Genomic DNA, 16,637 nt, shown 5'->3' on the forward strand with positions numbered 1-16,637 from the left:
TTCAAGAGCATGTCCAAGACGATACTGGTTGTAGACGATTCGGCAACCATGGTGATGAGCCTCAAGGCCAGCCTGGAGATCGCCGGCTTCACCGTGGAGACCGCGGGCGACGGCGTCCAGGCGATCTCCAAGCTCAAGTCCGGGATCAAGCCGGACCTCATCCTCACCGACATCAACATGCCCAACATGGGCGGCATCGACTTCATCCGCAACGCGCGAGCCCTGCCCGGCATGCGCTTCACCCCCATCCTTGCGCTCACCACCGAGAGCCAACAGGCCAAGCGCGACGAGGCCAAGAAGCTCGGCGCGACCGGCTGGCTGGTCAAGCCCGTGGGTGGGGCCGATCTGATCAAGGTCATCAAACAGGTACTGCCGGGGGCCTGAGGACCTCAGACGATGCCCATCACCAACCAACACCAAGTGGTGATCGATGCGAATCTGGCGCAGGCCCGCATGTTGCGGCGCACCATGGGCTGGATCAACCTGCTCGGCAGCCTCGCCATCACCATCCTGGTGTACCTGACGCACGACTGGTTGAACCTCGGGCTGCAAACGGCCGGCTCCAACGCCGCGCTCATCCATGCCCTGATCTTCGGTGGCGCCGTGCTCGGCACCAACTTCATCGCCGGACTGGTGTTCTTTCGCTTCAGCTTCCGCGTCAACAGCGCCCTGTGCCAGACCTGGGACCGGGTGATCGAGGAGTTTCGCCAGGGCCAGCAACGGATACAGGGGGACAAGGAGGCGCGCGCGCTCACGGTCGAGCAGGACCAGGCCATCGAGCAGCAGCTCGGCGAGACGGTCGCCGAGACCGAGGCCTCCACGCTCGACGTCATCGAGCGCACCACCAAGCTCAATGCCGACGCGGCCCATCTGCTGGACTATCTGAAGAAGTCCACGGGCAATGCCAAGTCGATGGAAGAGGACATCTCCGGCAGGCTCGAGGACATCACCGAGATCGCCCTCCTGGTACAACAACTACCCACGCGCATCCAGGCGGACATGGAGGCCATCGAGAAGGTCCTCAACGACATCCGCCAGCTCGGCGGACTGACCAGCTCGATCAAGCAGATCAGCAAGAAAACGCGACTCCTCGCGCTCAACGCCGCCATCGAGGCGGCGCGGGCGGGCGAGGCCGGACGCGGCTTCGCCGTCGTCGCCGGCGAGGTACAGTCGCTGGCCGACCACGCCACCGAAACGGCCGACACCATCGAGGACGGGCTCAACCGCGCGCTCCAGAACGTCGAGAAAAACCTCCAGTTCACCCTGCTCGAGGGCTCCGAGGAACAGCTGGCGCAGGCGAGCCGGGCAGTGGAATCGATCCATCGTCTCCGCGACAACTACGAGGACATGCGCCAGTTCTACAAGGTGCTGTTCTCGGTCATCACCCATCACAACACCAGCCTGGCCGACCAGATCTCGGACATCCTCGGGCTGTTGCAATACCAGGACGTCACCGGTCAACGACTGGAGCGCATCCGCACCACCCTCAACCACCGCGCCAGTGTCCTGGTGGGCGCCGATGACGATTCCAGACAACTGCCGAGCCAGCTCAGGGCGGTGTTCGACGAGTATCTGCGCAACGAGTCGAGCCATGCACGCTCGCAGACCAGTCACGTGACAGAGGACCCGAGCGAGCCACGGATAGAACTCTTCTAGCAACCGGCCCTGGCGCCTGAGAACCAACCCGCGCGCGACACTGCCAGGCCGAGATAGCGCCGCCGACAAAACGCCCCGGATACCATGACGAACGCACTCGGACACCTCTTACAAGACCAACGCAACACGCTATTCACGGCCTGGTTGGAACAAATCAGGGCAATGCTGCCCTCGTCATCCTCGCTCACCAGCACAGCGCCAACGCCCCCAGGACATCACCTGCGCACCATCTTCGACGGCATCCTCGATACCCTTGAGCAATCACCCTCCGAGGACTTCACCCTCGGCGCCACGGACCCACTGACGGATCATCTACGTCAGCTCGTCAGCGACCAGGCACGCCACGGCGGCAGCGCCAACGAGACGATCGCGATGCTACTCGCGCTCAAGCGGCTGATCACGGCCCGCTCGATCACCTCCGGCACGCCCCCGGAGGTCGACGGCTTGCTGTGGCTCGACCGCGTCTTCGATGGACTGACGCTCAGCACCTTCGACGCCTTCGTCGAGGTCCGCGAACAGATCATCACCCAACAGAGCCTGTCGCTACTGGAGCTCTCGACCCCGGTGCTGCGACTGTGGAACCGCATCCTGCTGCTGCCGCTGGTCGGGGTCATCGACACCATCCGCGCCCGCCAGGTCACCGAGCGACTGCTGGAGGCGATCGCCCATCACGAGGCACGGGTCACCATCATCGACCTCACCGGCGTGCCGATCCTCGACACCAGCGTCGCCCAGCACCTGATGAAGACGATCGACGCCGCGCGCCTGCTCGGCACCCGCATCGTCATGACCGGCATCAGCCCGGAGGGTGCGCAGACCCTCACCAAGCTCGGCATCCGCTTCGACGACGTGCTCAGCCGCGCCACGCTGCGCGCGGGCATCGCCGAGGCGCTGCAGCTGATCGGACTGCGCATCGGCCCGATCGAGGATCGACACCCATGAAGATCCCGATCCTGCGACTGGGACGCATCCTGCTGGTCTCCATCCAGGACGACCTGACCGACAACGACGCCATGCAGTTCCAGTCGGACCTGGTCGAACGCGTGGCCGAGATCGAGGCGCTCGGCGTGGCGATCGACATCACCGCACTGGACGTGGTCGATTCCTACATGGCGCGCGTCATCAACGACACCGCCTGCATGGTCGGACTCCTCGGCGCCGAGGTGGTGATCTGCGGCGTTCAGCCGTTCGTGGCGATGACGCTGATCGAGATGGGACGCGACCTGCTCGGCGCCAACTGCGCGTTCAACCTCGAACAGGGTCTGGAGATCCTCAACCGTCGTATCGCTACACGTGGCGACATTCACATCGACGAGGACGAGGATGACTGAGGCCTTTGCCAGCGAATTCATCCCGATCCGCACGCCGACGGATATCGTCACCGCACGGCGTGCCGCCCGGACCCTGTGCGAGCGTCTCGGCTTCGGCAAGGCCGATCAGACACGGCTCGCCACCGCCGTCTCCGAGCTGACCCGCAACGTCATCCAGTACGCCCGCGAGGGCAGTTGCCAGATCAGCGACACCTCGGACGCCGGATACCGGCGCATCCGCGTCCTGGTCGAGGACCACGGCCCGGGGATCCCCGACATCACCCTGGCGCTCACCGACGGCTATAGCACCAGTGGCGGACTCGGTGCCGGCCTGCCCGGCACACGACGTCTGGTCGACGACTTCGGCATCGAATCGGCACCGGGGCTCACCCGGATCACCATCGCCCTGCAAAAGCCGTTGTGATCACCTCACCATGACTCCAGGCGGTGACATGCATCAAGACCGACCCACTCCTCCAGCGCCCGCGCACCCCGGCCCCGGCATCGTCGCCACCAGCATGCGCATCGATACCGAATCCGATGTCGCGGCCGTCTGCCGCGTGGTCCGTGCCCTGGCCGAGCACATGGCATTCAGCCGCAGCGCGGCCTACTCGCTCGCCACCGCCGCGTCCGAGCTGGCGACCAACCTCCTGATCCATGCCGGCGGCGGCCAACTACAGGTCGCCCCGCTCCCCGGCATGCGCGCCGGGATCGAGCTGCTGGCCGAGGACCACGGACCGGGCATCGACGACCTCAGGCTTGCGCTGACCGATGGCTACAGCACCGCCGGCGGTCTCGGCTGCGGCCTGCCGGGTGTCGAGCGGCTGATGGATCTTTGCGACATCGACTCCGTGCCAGGCCACGGTACCCGGGTCAGGGCGGTCAAATGGCGCTGAACCCTCCGCCCCTCCAGCCGTCCGTCGGTCAGGCGCTGCGTTCACACCCGGACGAGCTGCACTGTGGCGATCAACTCGGCTGGTGGACACGACCCGATCGGCTGCGCCTGGCGCTTGCCGACGGTCTGGGCCACGGACACGAGGCCGAGATCGCGGCCAGCGCGGCCATCGCCCAGGTCGCGGCCATGCCCGAGCATCACCTCGAGGAGATCTTCCTCGCCTGCGATCAGGCCCTGCGGGACACGCGCGGCGCCGCGCTCGCCATCGTCGACATCCACCCCCAGCTCGACCGACTCCGCCATGCCGCCGTCGGCAACATCCGCAGCGTCATCGCCCGCAGCGGCCTCATCAGACGCCTGAGCAGCTCCCGAGGCATCGTCGGCGCGGGCTACAGGGATCTGCGCGCCGAGTCGTTCACCATCACCGCCGGCGACTGGCTGACCCTGTTCACCGACGGGATCCAGGAGAGCGCCGAGGTCCTCAGCGGCCTCGACGATGCCACGGTCTCGGACCGTCTCGCCGAGCAGCTCATCGAGCGCTGGGCCGACGGGCACGACGATGCCGGCATCCTCATCTATCGCCATGCCTGAACCCAGAGCACCACAACACACCGGGGAACTCGGTCAGCGCTACACCGAGTTGTTACGCCGTGCCGTCTTCGCCGAGGACCCACTGGTCTCGGAGGCGGCGCTGGCCGAGGCGGCCGATCTCGGGCGCACCCTGATCGCTCGCGCCGTACCACTCGAGGAGGTCGGAGAACTCCATCACGAGGCACTCATCCACCTCGCCCGCCACCATCCCGACCTGCCATTGAGCCAGGTCGCCGGGCAGATCACGGCGCCGCTGATGGAGGCCTACATGGCCTACAGCCTCGCTTTGCGCGAGCAGCTCGAACGCCGCGCCGAGGCCATCGTGAACGCCCGTCTCGAGCAATCGCGTCGTCTGGAGGCGATCGGCACCCTGGCCGCCGGTATCGCCCACGATTTCAACAACATCCTCGGGGCCATCCTCGGCTTCAGCGAGTTGCTCGGTGACGAACTCCCCGCCGACTCGGCAGGCCGCCATCACCTTGCACACATCCAGCAGGCAAGTTTCCGCGCGCGCGACCTGATCGCCCGCATGCTCACCTTCGCACGGGCGATGGCCGACACCCCGAGCGCCGTCGAACTGGTCTCACTGACCGAGGAAACGCTCAAGCTACTGCGTGTCTCGCTACCGGCGACCATCCAGCTCGCATTCGCGCCGCCCGACCGGGACGCCTGGGTCCTGGCCGAGCCGAGCCAGCTGCAGCAGATCGTGATGAATCTTTGCATCAATGCCGCCGACGCCATCGGCGACCGACCGGGCAATATCCAGGTCACCATCCAGCCCATCGCCACCGCGGCCGGCGCAATGATCAGACTCAGGGTCGAGGACGATGGTGAGGGCATGAACGGCGAGACCCTGGAGCGGGTCTTCGACCCCTTCTTCACCACCAAGGCACCCGGCAAGGGCAGCGGACTGGGGCTATCGGTCGTGCACGGACTGGTCACCAAGCTACAGGGAACGATCGAGGTCGAGAGCACCCTCGGCAGCGGCACCCGCTTTCTCATCGATCTACCTCGCCTTTCCCACCCCGATACCACCGCGCCGCCCACCGCCACAGGAGAAGCGCCATGACCAAGATCCTGATCGTCGACGACGACGACCTCTTTCGCACCATGCTCGTGGAGATGGTGCGTCGCGAGGGCTACGAGGTCAGCGCCGTCAGCAACGGCAAAGAGGCACTCGAGCACATCGAGCACGATCGTCCGCAGCTCATCATCACCGACATCCTGATGCCGGAAATGGATGGCATCGAACTCATCATGGAGCAGAACAGGCGAGGCAACACCATACCGGTCATCGCCATCTCCGGGGGACGGCGCGCCATCAGCCTGGAGTTCAACCTGGAGTCGGCCGAACTCATGGGCGTGCGGGCGACGCTACCCAAGCCCTTCACCCGCGAACAACTCAGGAGCGCCATCACCGAGGCCCTGCAATGAGCCCCGGCGCAAGGCGGCCAGCGGCCAGCGGCCAGCGGCCAGCGGCCAGCGGCCAGCGGCCAGCGGCCAAAAGATTGAACAGCCAAGACGCAAAGGGCGCGAAGGGAGAAAAGCCTCCAGCGACCAGCCTTCAGCCGCCAGCGGCGCTGCACTCAACGATCGATGCCTGGATCGTGCGCCACGGCTGACAGCGGGCGGTGCCGTGGTCGAAAGCGCACACCCGCTGGCGACTGAAGGCCGATCGCCCGAAACTTGAATCTTCGCGCACTTCGCGGCTTTGCGGTTCAATTCGCTGGCGGCTGGCCGCTGGCGGCTGGCGGCTGGCGGCTGGCGGCTGGCGGCTGGCGGCTGGCGGCCAGGACGTTGAACCGCAAAGTCACAAAGCGCGCCAAGGATCTCGAAAGCGGCCTGTCGTCAGTGCTCAATCGATAACGGACACGCACAGGTCGTGAGGTCAAACGGCAAGAGGACACCACAGCACAACTCACCATCGCGTTCTTTGCGGCTTTGCGGTTCAAACGACTGACGACTGGTCGCTGGAGGCTGGCGGCTGGTCGCTGGTGGCTGCCAACCGACGAAGCCGTTAGACTCGGGCGGCTGAACCCTTGTCAGGATAAGGAACGGAGAGCCCATGTCGCACGCCCCCTTCCAACAGGTCGCCGAGGATGTCTACTGCATCGAGACCGGCCTCTATCGCCACGGACTGGCCGCCTGCTATCTGGTCCGCTCGAACGATCGTCTCGCCTTCATCGACACCGGCACCGATCACACCGTGCCGGCGCTGCTCGAGGTCATCGCCGAGCTGGGGCAGACCCCGGCAGACGTCGACTATGTCATCCCCACCCACGTCCATCTCGATCATGCCGGCGGCAGCGGCTCGCTGATGGCCGCCTGTCCCGAGGCGCGGCTGGTGGTGCACCCGCGCGGCGCCCCTCACCTGATCGACCCCGAGCGGCTGATCGCCGGCGCCACCGCGGTCTACGGCGAGGAGGGCTTCGCCAGCGACTACGGCACCCTGCGCCCGGTGCCCGAGTCACGCGTGATCGCCGCCGAGCACGGCCAGACCTTCCAGCTCGGCGCGCGCACCCTGACCTTCCTCGACACCCCGGGACACGCCAACCACCACGGTTGCATCCTCGACTCGCTCACCCGGGGGATCTTCACCGGCGACACCTTCGGCATCTCCTACCGCGAACTCGACACCGAGGCCGGCCCCTGGCTGTTTGCGCCGACCACCCCGGTCGCCTTCGACCCCGAGTCCTGGTTCGAGACCCTCGACCAGCTGATGGCGCTCGAACCCAAGGCGATGTACCTGACCCACTATGGTCGTGTCGATCGCCCCGCCGAACTGGTCGGGATGCTGCGCGAGAGCATCCGCGCGCTGGCCGATCTGGCGCTGGCCGAGGAGGGACGCGATGACCCGCAGCGCGGCGAGCGCCTGACCCGGGCGGTCGCCGATTGGCTCATCGCCGGCGCGCGCGCGCACGGCGTCGCCCTCGACGAGGCCCGGCTGCGCGAGCTGCTCGCGGTCGATATCGGGCTCAATGCCCAGGGGCTGGAGGTGTGGCTGAAGCGGCGCGAGAAACGGGCCGCGCGTTGACCCCAAGGCGCCCCGCCGCAGGGTTGCGGGCGGGGCGCGGGATCAATCGACGAGCTGATAGCTGGCGCCGCAGTAGGGGCAGGTGACGCGACCGTCCGGGGCATCGGCGATCGGCAGATAGACCCGCGGATGGAGGTCCCATACCGGGGTCTCCGGTCGCGGACAGGCGAGCGGCAGTTCCGCGCGCGTGACCGCGATCGGCGCCTCTTGCTGGGGTTGACGGGTAGCGGGATTGGCCATGGATCGAACCTCCGTGATCGTGGGCGCCGTGCCCTCGACGGACACGGCGCGAGTCGCACTCAGACCAGGGTCAGCCACTCGGCGCGGGCCGCGTCGCGACCGTGGACCAGGTCGAAATAGGCCGACTGCAGCCGCTCGGTGATCGGTCCGCGGGTGCCGGCACCGATCGCCCGGCCGTCGACCTCGCGGATCGGGGTGACCTCGGCGGCGGTGCCGGTGAAGAAGGCCTCGTCGGCGATATAGACCTCATCGCGGGTGATGCGCTTCTCCACCACCTCGATGCCGAATTCCTTGGCCAGGGTGATCACGGTGCGACGGGTGATGCCGTCGAGCGCCGAGGTCAGGTCCGGGGTGTAGAGCACGCCGTCGCGGACGATGAAGACGTTCTCGCCGCTGCCTTCCATCACATAGCCCGAGGCGTCGAGCAGCAGCGCCTCGTCATAGCCGTCGCGCTGCGCCTCCTGCAGCGCCAGCATCGAGTTCATGTAGTTGCCGTTGGCCTTGGCGCGGCACATGGTGATGTTGACGTGATGGCGGGTGAAGGAGGAGAACTTCACGCGGATGCCGTTGCGCATGTTCTCCTCACCCAGGTAGGAACCCCAGGACCAGGCGGCGACCACGCAATGCACCTTGAGGTTGTCGGCGCGCAGGCCCATGCCCTCCGGGCCGTAGAAGCACATCGGGCGCAGATAGGCCGAGTCGAGACCGTTCTCGCGCACCACCGCGCACTGCGCCGCGTTGAGGGTGTCACGATCCCAGGGCATGTCCATGCCGAGGATGTGCGCCGAGTTGAACAGCCGGTCGGTATGTTCCTGGAGCCGGAAGATGGCCGCGCCCCGATCGGTCTGATAGGCGCGAACGCCCTCGAAGACCCCCATGCCGTAGTGCAGGGTATGGGTCAGTACGTGGGTCTGGGCCTCGCGCCAGGGCACCATCTCACCATCCAGCCAGATCAGACCGTCGCGGTCCGCCATCGTCGTCATATTCTGCTCCGTATCTCCCGGGCCCAGGCTCGGGTCCGGTCACCATAATGAGGGCCCGGGGGCCCCGATCGGTCCGCGCAAGGCGGACCCCAGATAACATGTGCGCGGCGATACCCGGCCAAGCCGGGTCGTCTCGACACCCCATTGACTGGCGCGTCTGTCGGTCCTGCGCCCGGCGACGGAACCGAGGCGCGCCCGAAACGATCGGTTCCGCCGCCCGCTCGGGACGCGACGGACCGCTCGACAGGCCGGCGCCGGAGACGCCGGCCGATCCCCGGCCCACATCGGGACCGGACACAGACACCCGCCCGCCATCCGGTCGCGCCGGGGTCACGGTGGGAGGGGTCTGGAATGCGTGGGCAGCCGCTAGCCGCACTCCTCCATCAGCTCGCACCACAGCGCCCGGACCCGCGCGCGCTCGGCCAGCAACTGGTCGTCGGCGATGGTCTTGGGCTGTTCCTGCAGGGCGCTGCGATGATAGGCGGCACGTAAGACCTTGTAGGCCTCGGCGAGGTTCTCAGCGGTGTCTCCCGGCAGCAGGTCGATGCGTGCCAGGGTATCGAGCAGGCGGACGTTGTCGGTCCAGTCGGCGAGCTCCGGGTGATCGGCAGCCCAGCGCAGTACAGCGTATTGAACCATAAACTCGATATCGGCAATACCACCAGGACCTTGCTTGAGATCAAAGCGCCCGTCGCCGCTGCGATCGAGGTTGGCGCGCATCTTGGCGCGCATCTCGCGCACGTCGCGACGCAGCTGCTCGGGATCGCGGCGACGACAGAGGATCCCGCGGCGCACCTCGGCGAAGCGACGTGCCAGCTCGGGGTCGCCGGCGACCGGACGGGCGCGCACCAGCGCCTGATGCTCCCAGGTCCAGGCGTCCTTGTCCTGATAGGCGGCGAAGGCGCCGATCGAGCGCACCAGCATCCCCTTGCCGCCGTCCGGGCGCAGCCGCATGTCGACCTCGTAGAGCGTTCCCGAGGGGGTGCGGGTGGTCAGCATGTGGATCATCCGCTGACCGAGACGGGCGTAGAACTGCTCGTTGCTGATCTCGCGCTCGCCGTCGGTCATCGCCGTCATCGAGTCGCTGGCATGGACGAACACCAGATCGAGGTCGGAGCCGTAGCCGAGCTCGATGCCGCCGAGCTTGCCGTAGCCGAGCACCAGGAACCCCGAACCCTCGCCGGGGATCGCGGTGGGACGACCATGACGCGCCTGCAGGTGCGTCAGGGTCAGCTCGAGCACCCGCGTCACCGTGGCCTCGGCGATCTCGGTGAGATAATCGCTGACCACCATCAGCGGGATCACCCCGGTGAGATCGGCCGCCGCCACCCGCAGCATGTTGCCCTGGGCGAACTGACGCAGCCGCTCCATCTGCTGCTCGAGGTCCTCGGGGTCGACCGGACCGAGCAACACGTCGAGTTCCTCGTCGAGTCCCTCGCGGCGCAGCGGGTCATAGAGCCGGCGCGGGTCGATCATCTCGTCGAGCAGCAGCGGCTGACGCGACAGCCGGTCGGTGAACCAGGGACTCATCCCCGCCAGTCGCGCCAGCTGCGAGAGGATGCAGGGGTGCTCGACCAGCATCGCCAGATAGGAGGTACGCCGCGCCACCGCCTCGAGCAGGCGCAGCACCCGTTCGAGGGCGAGATCGGCGTGTTCGCTGGCGGCGACGATCGGCAGCGCCAGCGGCATCAGCTGCGCCAGACGCTCGCTGCCGCGGCGGCTCACCTTGCGCTCGATGGTGTCGCGAAAGGCATCGATGTGCACCAGCGCCGACTCGGGGCTGGCGAAGCCGGACTCGGCGAGCAGCGCGAGCGCCTGCTCGCGCTCGTACTCACCACGCCACAGCGCCGCCAGCTCATCCTCGTGCTCGTGGTCGGCCGGCTCGTCCTCGCCGCTCGGCGGCGCGAACACCTCGTCGAAGTGGTGCTGCACCCGTTCGCGGTGCGCGGCGAGCACCGGGGCGAAGCTCGCCCAGTCGGCGAAGCCCATCGCGCGCGCCATCCGCTCGCGCGCCGCCTCGTCCTCGGGCAGGGTGTGGGTCTGGCGATCGCGCCAGGCCTGCAGCCGGTTCTCGACCCGGCGCAGGAAACAATAGGCGTCATCGAGTTCGCGCACCGCCTCGGGCGGCAGCAGCTCGCGCTCACCCAACAGCGCCAGCACCTCGCGGATCGGACGGATCTGCAACTCCGCATCGCGCCCGCCGCGCACCAGCTGGAAGGCCTGACCGATGAACTCGATCTCGCGGATGCCGCCGGGACCGAGCTTGATGTTGGCGTCCATGCCGCGCCGATACAGCTCCTTGGCGATCAGCCGCTTGAGTTCGCGCAGCGACTCGATCGCGCCGAAATCGAGATAGCGCCGGTAGACGAAGGGCCGCAGCATCGCCTCGAGCTGGGCGATGTCCTCGGCGTCACCGCACACCGCGCGGGCCTTGATCATCGCGTAGCGCTCCCACTCGCGCGCCTGCGACTGGTAGTAGTCCTCCATGGCATCGAAGCACATCGCCAGCGGACCCGACTCACCGAAGGGACGCAGCCGGGTGTCGACGCGGAACACGAAGCCGTCGACCGTCTGCTGGCCGAGCGCCTGCACCAGACGCTGACCGAGCCGGGTGAAGAACTGCTCGTTGCTGAGCGCGCGCGGCCCGTCGCGCACCTCGCCGCGCTCGGGGAAGGCGAAGATGAGATCGATGTCGGAGCTGAGATTGAGCTCGCGCGCACCGAGCTTGCCCATCGCCAGCACCACCATCTCCAGGGCGCGCCCCTCGGCATCGCAGGGCACGCCGAGTTCGGCGCGGGTCCAGTCCTGGAGCTTGCCGAGCGCCTGACGGATACAGCAGTCGGCCAGTTCCGAGAGGTCCTCGAGCACCTCCTCGAGCGCGCCCTCGCCGCTGAGATCACGCCACACGATGCGCACCTGCTCGCGGCGCCGGAACAGCCGCAGCGCGCGCGCCAGCGCCTGCTCGTCGTCGACCTCGGCGAGCGCCCGGGTCAGCGCGCGATCGAGATCCCCCGGGCCATAGGCGCGGAAGAGATCGCCGCTGGCCAGCAGCTCGGCGAACATCTCGGGGTGACGCTGTACCTCCAGCGCGACGAACTCGCTGCCGTCCCACACCGCGGCGCGGGCGCGCGCGAAGACGGGGGTATCGGGCACCTCGACACCCGTCTCGGCGGCCCAGGCCAGCCAGTCCTGCCAGTGACTCTCGGTGACGGGTTCGGTGCTCATCGGTTCGTTCATCGGCGCTACAGGGTCTCGATCTGGTAGTCGGCACCGATGCGGCTTGCCGCGCCCGGCGCCAGGTTGAGGGTCTCGGAGGCGGTGTTGACCGTCTCCACGCAGAGGAAGCGGCGCGCGTCCTCGGGCGCGAGGTCGTCGGCAAAACGGTGGATCTCGGTCGCGCCCGGGTTCCACACCACCCAGGTACGGCTGCCGCGCGCGCGCACCCGGATGCGTCGCCCCAGCACCGGGTCGTCGAGCCACAGCGGACCGGGGGCGTCGAGATAGATACGATTGACCTCCTCGCCGCCGGCGCTCACCGGACCTTGCTGCCGACATGGCGCAACCGGCGCGCCCCGTGCCTTGTCCAGATAACACCGACCGTCGAGCCCGTGCAAGCGAACCCGGTCGGACGCGCCGATGCGCAGATAGGTGTGCAGCCCCTGGGTGAGCGTCCAGGGGTGATCGGCCTCGTTGCGGGTCTCCAGCGTCAGCCCCAGGGTCGCCCCGATGCGGATCTCCAGCAACAGCGCGCAGGGATGCGGCCAGGCGGCGAGGGCCCCGGACTCCGGCACCAGACGCAGCCGCACCGCCCCATCGGACTGGGGCGCGCAGTCGAGTAGCCGCCAGTCGGCGGTGCGGGCGAAGCCGTGGATCGGACCGCCGTCCGGGTCGACCCCGAACCAGGGCCAGCACAGCGGGACCCCGCCCATGCGCTCGCGCCCGGGACGGAAGGCGGCGCGACTGCCGACGAACAGCAGGTCCTCGGCGCAACCGCGCGGTCGGTAGGCGAGCACCTGGGCCCGACGGACCGACACCAGCGCCTCGGCCAGCGGCGTCTCGATCCGGGCGAGCAGATCGCCCGCCGCGGTCGCGACCAGCCGCACCCCGGCGCAGACCGCCTCCCCCACCTCACCCATCAGCCCCGCCCCCACACGACGCGGACGAGCACCATCGACAGACGAGGGAAAGCGGGCACGGACATCGCGGAAACCTTCACGAATGCGGATTCGATCGATTATACGCCGCATGACGGGAGCGAGCGGCCAGCGGCCAGCGGCCAGCGGCCAGCGGCCAGCGGCCAGGATGTTGAACCGCAAAGCCGCAAAGTACGCAAAGGATCTCGAAAGCAGCCAGTCGTCAGTGGATTACATGCGCTCTGGCTACTTGATCACTGCCATTCAGCAATCTTGGCTTGCCGAGCCGCAGGAGAAGTAAGGAGAAAAAACCCAACTCACCTTCGCGTTCTTCGCGGCTTTGCGGTCCAACCTTCCGGCGGCTGACGGCTGACGGCTGACGGCCTGGATGTTGAACCGCAAAGCCTCAAAGTACGCAAAGGCGCTCGAAAGCAGCCAGTCGTCAATGCTCCGTGGGCGCCGGGCGTACAAACGTCGGCAGATCAAACAGCGAGGGCAGCACAGTTTATCTTCGCGCCCTTTGCGACTTTGCGGTTCAACCTTTCTCACGCCAGCCCCAAACGAAAAAGGCCCCGCCGAAGCGGGGCCTTTCTTATGGTGCGACGAGCGCGCCGGGCTTACATCATGCCCATGCCGCCCATGCCGCCCATGCCGCCCATGTCAGGTGCGCCCGGAGCGTCGTCCTTCGGCTCATCGGCGACCATCGCCTCGGTGGTGATCATCAGACCGGCCACGGAGGCGGCGTTCTGCAGCGCCGAGCGGGTGACCTTGGTCGGGTCGAGGATACCCATCTCGACCATGTCGCCGTACTCGCCGTTGGCGGCGTTGTAGCCGAAGTTGCCCTCGCCCTCGGCGACCTTGTTGAGGATCACCGACGGCTCGTCACCGGCGTTGGCGACGATCTGACGCAGCGGCTCTTCCATCGAGCGACGGGCGATCTGGATGCCGACGTTGCGATCGTGGTTGTCGTCGGAGAGATCCTTGATCGCGGTCAGAGCGCGCACCAGCGCGGTACCACCACCGGGGACGATGCCCTCCTCGACGGCGGCGCGGGTGGCGTGCAGCGCGTCCTCGACGCGTGCCTTCTTCTCCTTCATCTCCATCTCGGTGGCGGCACCGACCTTGATCACGGCCACACCACCGGCGAGCTTCGCCAGACGCTCCTGGAGCTTCTCGCGGTCGTAGTCCGAGGAGGTCTCCTCGACCTGCGCGCGGATCTGCTCGCAACGGTTCTTGATGTCGATCTCGGCGCCGGCGCCGTCGATGATGGTGGTCTCGTCCTTGCCGACCTGGACCTTCTTGGCGGTGCCCAGCTCGTTGAGGGTGGCCTTTTCCAGCGACAGACCGACCTCTTCGGCGATCACGGTAGCGCCGGTGAGGATGGCGATATCCTGCAGCATGGCCTTGCGACGATCACCGAAGCCCGGGGCCTTGACGGCGCAGACCTTGACGATGCCGCGGATGGTGTTGACCACCAGGGTGGCCAGCGCCTCGCCCTCGACGTCCTCGGCGATGATCAGCAGCGGCTTGCCGGCCTTGGCGACGGCCTCGAGCACGGGGAGCAGATCGCGGATGTTCGAGATCTTCTTGTCGAACAGCAGGATGTAGGGGTCGTCCAGCTCGGCGCTCTGGCTCTGCTGGTTGTTGATGAAGTAGGGCGAGAGGTAGCCGCGGTCGAACTGCATGCCCTCGACGACGTCGAGCTCGTTGCTCAGCGAGGTGCCGTCCTCGACGGTGATGACGCCTTCCTTGCCGACCTTCTCCATCGCCTCGGCGATGATCTTGCCGATCGACTCGTCGGAGTTGGCCGAGATGGTGCCGACCTGGGCGATCGACTTGTTCTCGGTGCAGGGCTTGGAGAGGTTACGCAGCTCGGCGGTGGCGGCCTCGACGGCCTTGTCCATGCCGCGCTTGAGGTCCATCGGGTTCATGCCGGCGGCAACCGCCTTCAGACCCTCGCGGACCATCGCCTGAGCGAGCACGGTCGCGGTGGTGGTGCCGTCACCGGCGATGTCGGAGGTCTGCGAGGCAACCTCCTTCACCATCTGCGCGCCCATGTTCTGGAACTTGTCGGTGAGCTCGATCTCCTTGGCCACGGAGACGCCGTCCTTGGTGACGGTCGGTGCGCCGAAGGACTTCTCCAGCACCACGTTGCGGCCCTTCGGACCCAGGGTCACCTTGACCGCGTCGGCGAGGACGTTGACGCCCTCCATCATGCGGGCGCGGGCGTCACCACCGAACTTCACGTCTTTTGCAGTCATTGTCTAGCTTCCTCGAGTATGAATTCTGGTCGTATCGGAATGGATGCGGGGGAGCGCTCGGCTCAACCCTCGACGACACCCATGATGTCGTCCTCGCGCATCACCAGGAACTCCTGGCCGTCGAGCTTGACCTCGGTGCCGGAGTACTTGCCGAACAGCACACGGTCGCCGACCTTGACGTCGAGGCCACGGGCCTCACCGTTGTCGAGGATCTTGCCGTTGCCGACAGCGACCACCTCGCCCTGGATCGGCTTCTCGGTGGCCGAGTCCGGGATCACGATACCGGCGGCGGTGGTGCGCTCTTCCTCCATGCGACGGACAACGACGCGATCATGCAAGGGACGGATGTTCATTCAAGGGCTCCTCGTAACGGTTGAGAAGTGGATCTATCTGTATCTAGAGCGCCACAGCGGTGGTGACCGGAGGTCTGTTAGCACTCACCTGAAACGAGTGCTAATAGTAGAGACAAAATCCATGCTGTCAAGGGTCCGATGACGGGGCGATCTCGACTGCGGAAGGCAGAGACCACAACGCCGGAGCAAGGGCTGGGGGTGGCGGCGGAGAGGCGGGCGGCGAGCGGCGGGCGGCATCGTCACGACCGGAGCCGTGACGATGCGCGAGAGGGGCGCGGATCAGTCCTCGCGACGGTAGTCACCCTCGATGACGCGGGGTTCGTCGGGCGAACGGAAGGGGTCCTGCCCCTGCACCGTGGTCACCGAGATCCCGCGCACGTAGCGCAACACCAGCGCCCGGCGCAGCGGCGGCACCAGCAGCAGGAAGCCAACCACGTCGGTGAGGAATCCGGGCAGCAGCAGGAAGAGTCCGGCGACCAGCAACAGGGCGCCGTCCATCATCTCGAGCGCGGGCACCTCGCCGCGGTCGCTCAGCTCGCGGACCCGCAACAGCACGCCGAAGCCCTGGTGACGGACCAGCCAGGTCCCGATCACCGCGGTGAGGATCGACAGCATGATGGTCGACAGGGCGCCGATCTCGGAACCGACCTCGATCAGCAGATAGATCTCGATCAGCGGCAGCCCGATGAAGAGCACAAGAAAAAGCAGCACGGCGTTAGTCTCGATCAGGGTGGAAGACCAGGATCCCGGGGACCGGGACCGGCGAGCGCCCGCGCCAACCGGGCAGCGGGCATATCGGCCCTCCCGCGACCAGGTATCGGGGAGGCGACTGGAGGAAGGACGGCAGCATAGCCATGCCCTGCAGCATAGTGCATCGCACGCCCCGAATGGAACCGGCGACCAGCCGCCAGAAGATCGAACCGCTAAGACACAAAGGCAGCGAAGGAAGAGGCCAAGGACTGAAGGCCGGCTCCCTTTCTCTCTTCTCCCTTCGTTCCCTTCGCGTCTTAGCGGTTCAGTACCCTGACCGCTGGCGGCTGGCGGCTGGCGGCTGGCGGCTGGAAGCCATATTGACAGCACGCGCCGGCGCCACTCAGGATGCCGCAACACCCCGGCGTGAACCATCGGCGGACGCGGCGCACCAAGAAGGATCAGGCCATACCCGCAAGGAGACCCAGAGC

Annotated in this window: 17 protein-coding genes; 10 read left to right on the top strand and 7 right to left on the bottom strand. The window is 67.1% G+C overall.

What is annotated here, in order from left to right:
• Window positions 1–9 precede the first annotated feature (9 nt).
• The 10 genes from EDC29_RS00215 (at window position 10) to EDC29_RS00260 (ending at window position 7,486) form a co-directional block, all read left to right on the top strand.
• A complete protein-coding gene (locus EDC29_RS00215; protein ID WP_062275764.1) occupies window positions 10–384 on the top strand; it encodes a response regulator in 375 nt (124 codons plus the stop codon).
• A 12-nt stretch (window positions 385–396) separates the two neighbouring features.
• On the top strand, window positions 397–1,656 hold the full coding sequence (locus EDC29_RS00220; RefSeq protein WP_123139293.1) for a methyl-accepting chemotaxis protein: 1,260 nt from the start codon (window positions 397–399) through the stop codon (window positions 1,654–1,656).
• Between the two features lie 84 nt (window positions 1,657–1,740).
• Window positions 1,741–2,598, top strand: a complete 858-nt coding sequence (locus EDC29_RS00225) for an STAS domain-containing protein (RefSeq protein WP_123139292.1) — start codon at window positions 1,741–1,743, stop codon at window positions 2,596–2,598.
• Window positions 2,595–2,987, top strand: a complete 393-nt coding sequence (locus EDC29_RS00230) for an STAS domain-containing protein (protein ID WP_062275770.1) — start codon at window positions 2,595–2,597, stop codon at window positions 2,985–2,987. The genes EDC29_RS00225 and EDC29_RS00230 overlap by 4 nt, the downstream gene beginning before the upstream one ends.
• Entirely contained in the window at window positions 2,980–3,390 is a 411-nt protein-coding gene (locus EDC29_RS00235; protein ID WP_062275772.1) for an anti-sigma regulatory factor, read from the top strand. The genes EDC29_RS00230 and EDC29_RS00235 overlap by 8 nt, the downstream gene beginning before the upstream one ends.
• Before the next feature lie 28 nt (window positions 3,391–3,418).
• Window positions 3,419–3,862: an anti-sigma regulatory factor gene (locus EDC29_RS00240; protein ID WP_200189437.1), complete on the top strand. Its 444-nt coding sequence runs from the start codon at window positions 3,419–3,421 to the stop codon at window positions 3,860–3,862.
• On the top strand, window positions 3,853–4,452 hold the full coding sequence (locus EDC29_RS00245) for a SpoIIE family protein phosphatase (RefSeq protein ID WP_123139289.1): 600 nt from the start codon (window positions 3,853–3,855) through the stop codon (window positions 4,450–4,452). Before EDC29_RS00240 ends, EDC29_RS00245 begins: the two co-directional genes overlap by 10 nt.
• Window positions 4,445–5,521: a sensor histidine kinase gene (locus EDC29_RS00250; protein WP_123139288.1), complete on the top strand. Its 1,077-nt coding sequence runs from the start codon at window positions 4,445–4,447 to the stop codon at window positions 5,519–5,521. The genes EDC29_RS00245 and EDC29_RS00250 overlap by 8 nt, the downstream gene beginning before the upstream one ends.
• Window positions 5,518–5,886, top strand: coding sequence for a response regulator (locus tag EDC29_RS00255; protein ID WP_062275779.1), 369 nt, complete (start codon window positions 5,518–5,520; stop codon window positions 5,884–5,886). Before EDC29_RS00250 ends, EDC29_RS00255 begins: the two co-directional genes overlap by 4 nt.
• Before the next feature lie 631 nt (window positions 5,887–6,517).
• Window positions 6,518–7,486 carry an MBL fold metallo-hydrolase gene (locus tag EDC29_RS00260; protein ID WP_132228089.1) on the top strand — a complete coding sequence of 323 codons (969 nt, stop codon included), beginning with the start codon at window positions 6,518–6,520 and terminating at the stop codon, window positions 7,484–7,486.
• Window positions 7,487–7,528: 42 nt separating this feature from the next.
• On the opposite strand, the gene EDC29_RS00265 is transcribed toward EDC29_RS00260, so the two are convergent.
• From EDC29_RS00265 to EDC29_RS00295, 7 genes are all read right to left on the bottom strand, one after another.
• Window positions 7,529–7,726, bottom strand: coding sequence for a zinc-finger domain-containing protein (locus EDC29_RS00265; RefSeq protein WP_062277069.1), 198 nt, complete (start codon window positions 7,724–7,726; stop codon window positions 7,529–7,531).
• A gap of 59 nt (window positions 7,727–7,785) precedes the next feature.
• A complete protein-coding gene (locus EDC29_RS00270) occupies window positions 7,786–8,709 on the bottom strand; it encodes a branched-chain amino acid transaminase (RefSeq protein ID WP_005221792.1) in 924 nt (307 codons plus the stop codon).
• A gap of 366 nt (window positions 8,710–9,075) precedes the next feature.
• Window positions 9,076–11,934, bottom strand: a complete 2,859-nt coding sequence (gene glnE / locus EDC29_RS00275) for a bifunctional [glutamate--ammonia ligase]-adenylyl-L-tyrosine phosphorylase/[glutamate--ammonia-ligase] adenylyltransferase (RefSeq protein ID WP_420870456.1) — start codon at window positions 11,932–11,934, stop codon at window positions 9,076–9,078.
• A 17-nt stretch (window positions 11,935–11,951) separates the two neighbouring features.
• Window positions 11,952–12,845, bottom strand: coding sequence for a D-hexose-6-phosphate mutarotase (locus tag EDC29_RS00280; RefSeq protein WP_165913400.1), 894 nt, complete (start codon window positions 12,843–12,845; stop codon window positions 11,952–11,954).
• Window positions 12,846–13,459: 614 nt separating this feature from the next.
• A complete protein-coding gene (gene groL, locus EDC29_RS00285; protein ID WP_132228095.1) occupies window positions 13,460–15,103 on the bottom strand; it encodes a chaperonin GroEL in 1,644 nt (547 codons plus the stop codon).
• Between the two features lie 62 nt (window positions 15,104–15,165).
• A complete protein-coding gene (gene groES, locus EDC29_RS00290; protein ID WP_005221801.1) occupies window positions 15,166–15,456 on the bottom strand; it encodes a co-chaperone GroES in 291 nt (96 codons plus the stop codon).
• Window positions 15,457–15,735: 279 nt separating this feature from the next.
• Window positions 15,736–16,167: an FxsA family protein gene (locus EDC29_RS00295; RefSeq protein WP_123139282.1), complete on the bottom strand. Its 432-nt coding sequence runs from the start codon at window positions 16,165–16,167 to the stop codon at window positions 15,736–15,738.
• Window positions 16,168–16,637: the final 470 nt, after the last annotated feature.

It is taken from the genome of Marichromatium gracile (assembly GCF_004343155.1).
Classification (GTDB): domain Bacteria; phylum Pseudomonadota; class Gammaproteobacteria; order Chromatiales; family Chromatiaceae; genus Marichromatium; species Marichromatium gracile.

Bases quoted from the DNA above. Each gene is read 5' to 3' on its own strand.
- groES (WP_005221801.1), bottom strand. From the start codon at position 15,456: ATGAACATCCGTCCCTTGCATGATCGCGTCGTTGTCCGTCGCATGGAG.
- EDC29_RS00220 (WP_123139293.1), top strand. From the start codon at position 397: ATGCCCATCACCAACCAACACCAAGTGGTGATCGATGCGAATCTGGCG.
- EDC29_RS00225 (WP_123139292.1), top strand. From the start codon at position 1,741: ATGACGAACGCACTCGGACACCTCTTACAAGACCAACGCAACACGCTA.
- EDC29_RS00265 (WP_062277069.1), bottom strand. From the start codon at position 7,726: ATGGCCAATCCCGCTACCCGTCAACCCCAGCAAGAGGCGCCGATCGCG.
- EDC29_RS00230 (WP_062275770.1), top strand. From the start codon at position 2,595: ATGAAGATCCCGATCCTGCGACTGGGACGCATCCTGCTGGTCTCCATC.
- EDC29_RS00240 (WP_200189437.1), top strand. From the start codon at position 3,419: ATGCATCAAGACCGACCCACTCCTCCAGCGCCCGCGCACCCCGGCCCC.
- EDC29_RS00255 (WP_062275779.1), top strand. From the start codon at position 5,518: ATGACCAAGATCCTGATCGTCGACGACGACGACCTCTTTCGCACCATG.
- EDC29_RS00250 (WP_123139288.1), top strand. From the start codon at position 4,445: ATGCCTGAACCCAGAGCACCACAACACACCGGGGAACTCGGTCAGCGC.
- groL (WP_132228095.1), bottom strand. From the start codon at position 15,103: ATGACTGCAAAAGACGTGAAGTTCGGTGGTGACGCCCGCGCCCGCATG.
- EDC29_RS00280 (WP_165913400.1), bottom strand. From the start codon at position 12,845: ATGGGTGAGGTGGGGGAGGCGGTCTGCGCCGGGGTGCGGCTGGTCGCG.
- EDC29_RS00235 (WP_062275772.1), top strand. From the start codon at position 2,980: ATGACTGAGGCCTTTGCCAGCGAATTCATCCCGATCCGCACGCCGACG.
- EDC29_RS00270 (WP_005221792.1), bottom strand. From the start codon at position 8,709: ATGACGACGATGGCGGACCGCGACGGTCTGATCTGGCTGGATGGTGAG.
- EDC29_RS00245 (WP_123139289.1), top strand. From the start codon at position 3,853: ATGGCGCTGAACCCTCCGCCCCTCCAGCCGTCCGTCGGTCAGGCGCTG.
- glnE (WP_420870456.1), bottom strand. From the start codon at position 11,934: ATGAGCACCGAACCCGTCACCGAGAGTCACTGGCAGGACTGGCTGGCC.
- EDC29_RS00215 (WP_062275764.1), top strand. From the start codon at position 10: ATGTCCAAGACGATACTGGTTGTAGACGATTCGGCAACCATGGTGATG.
- EDC29_RS00260 (WP_132228089.1), top strand. From the start codon at position 6,518: ATGTCGCACGCCCCCTTCCAACAGGTCGCCGAGGATGTCTACTGCATC.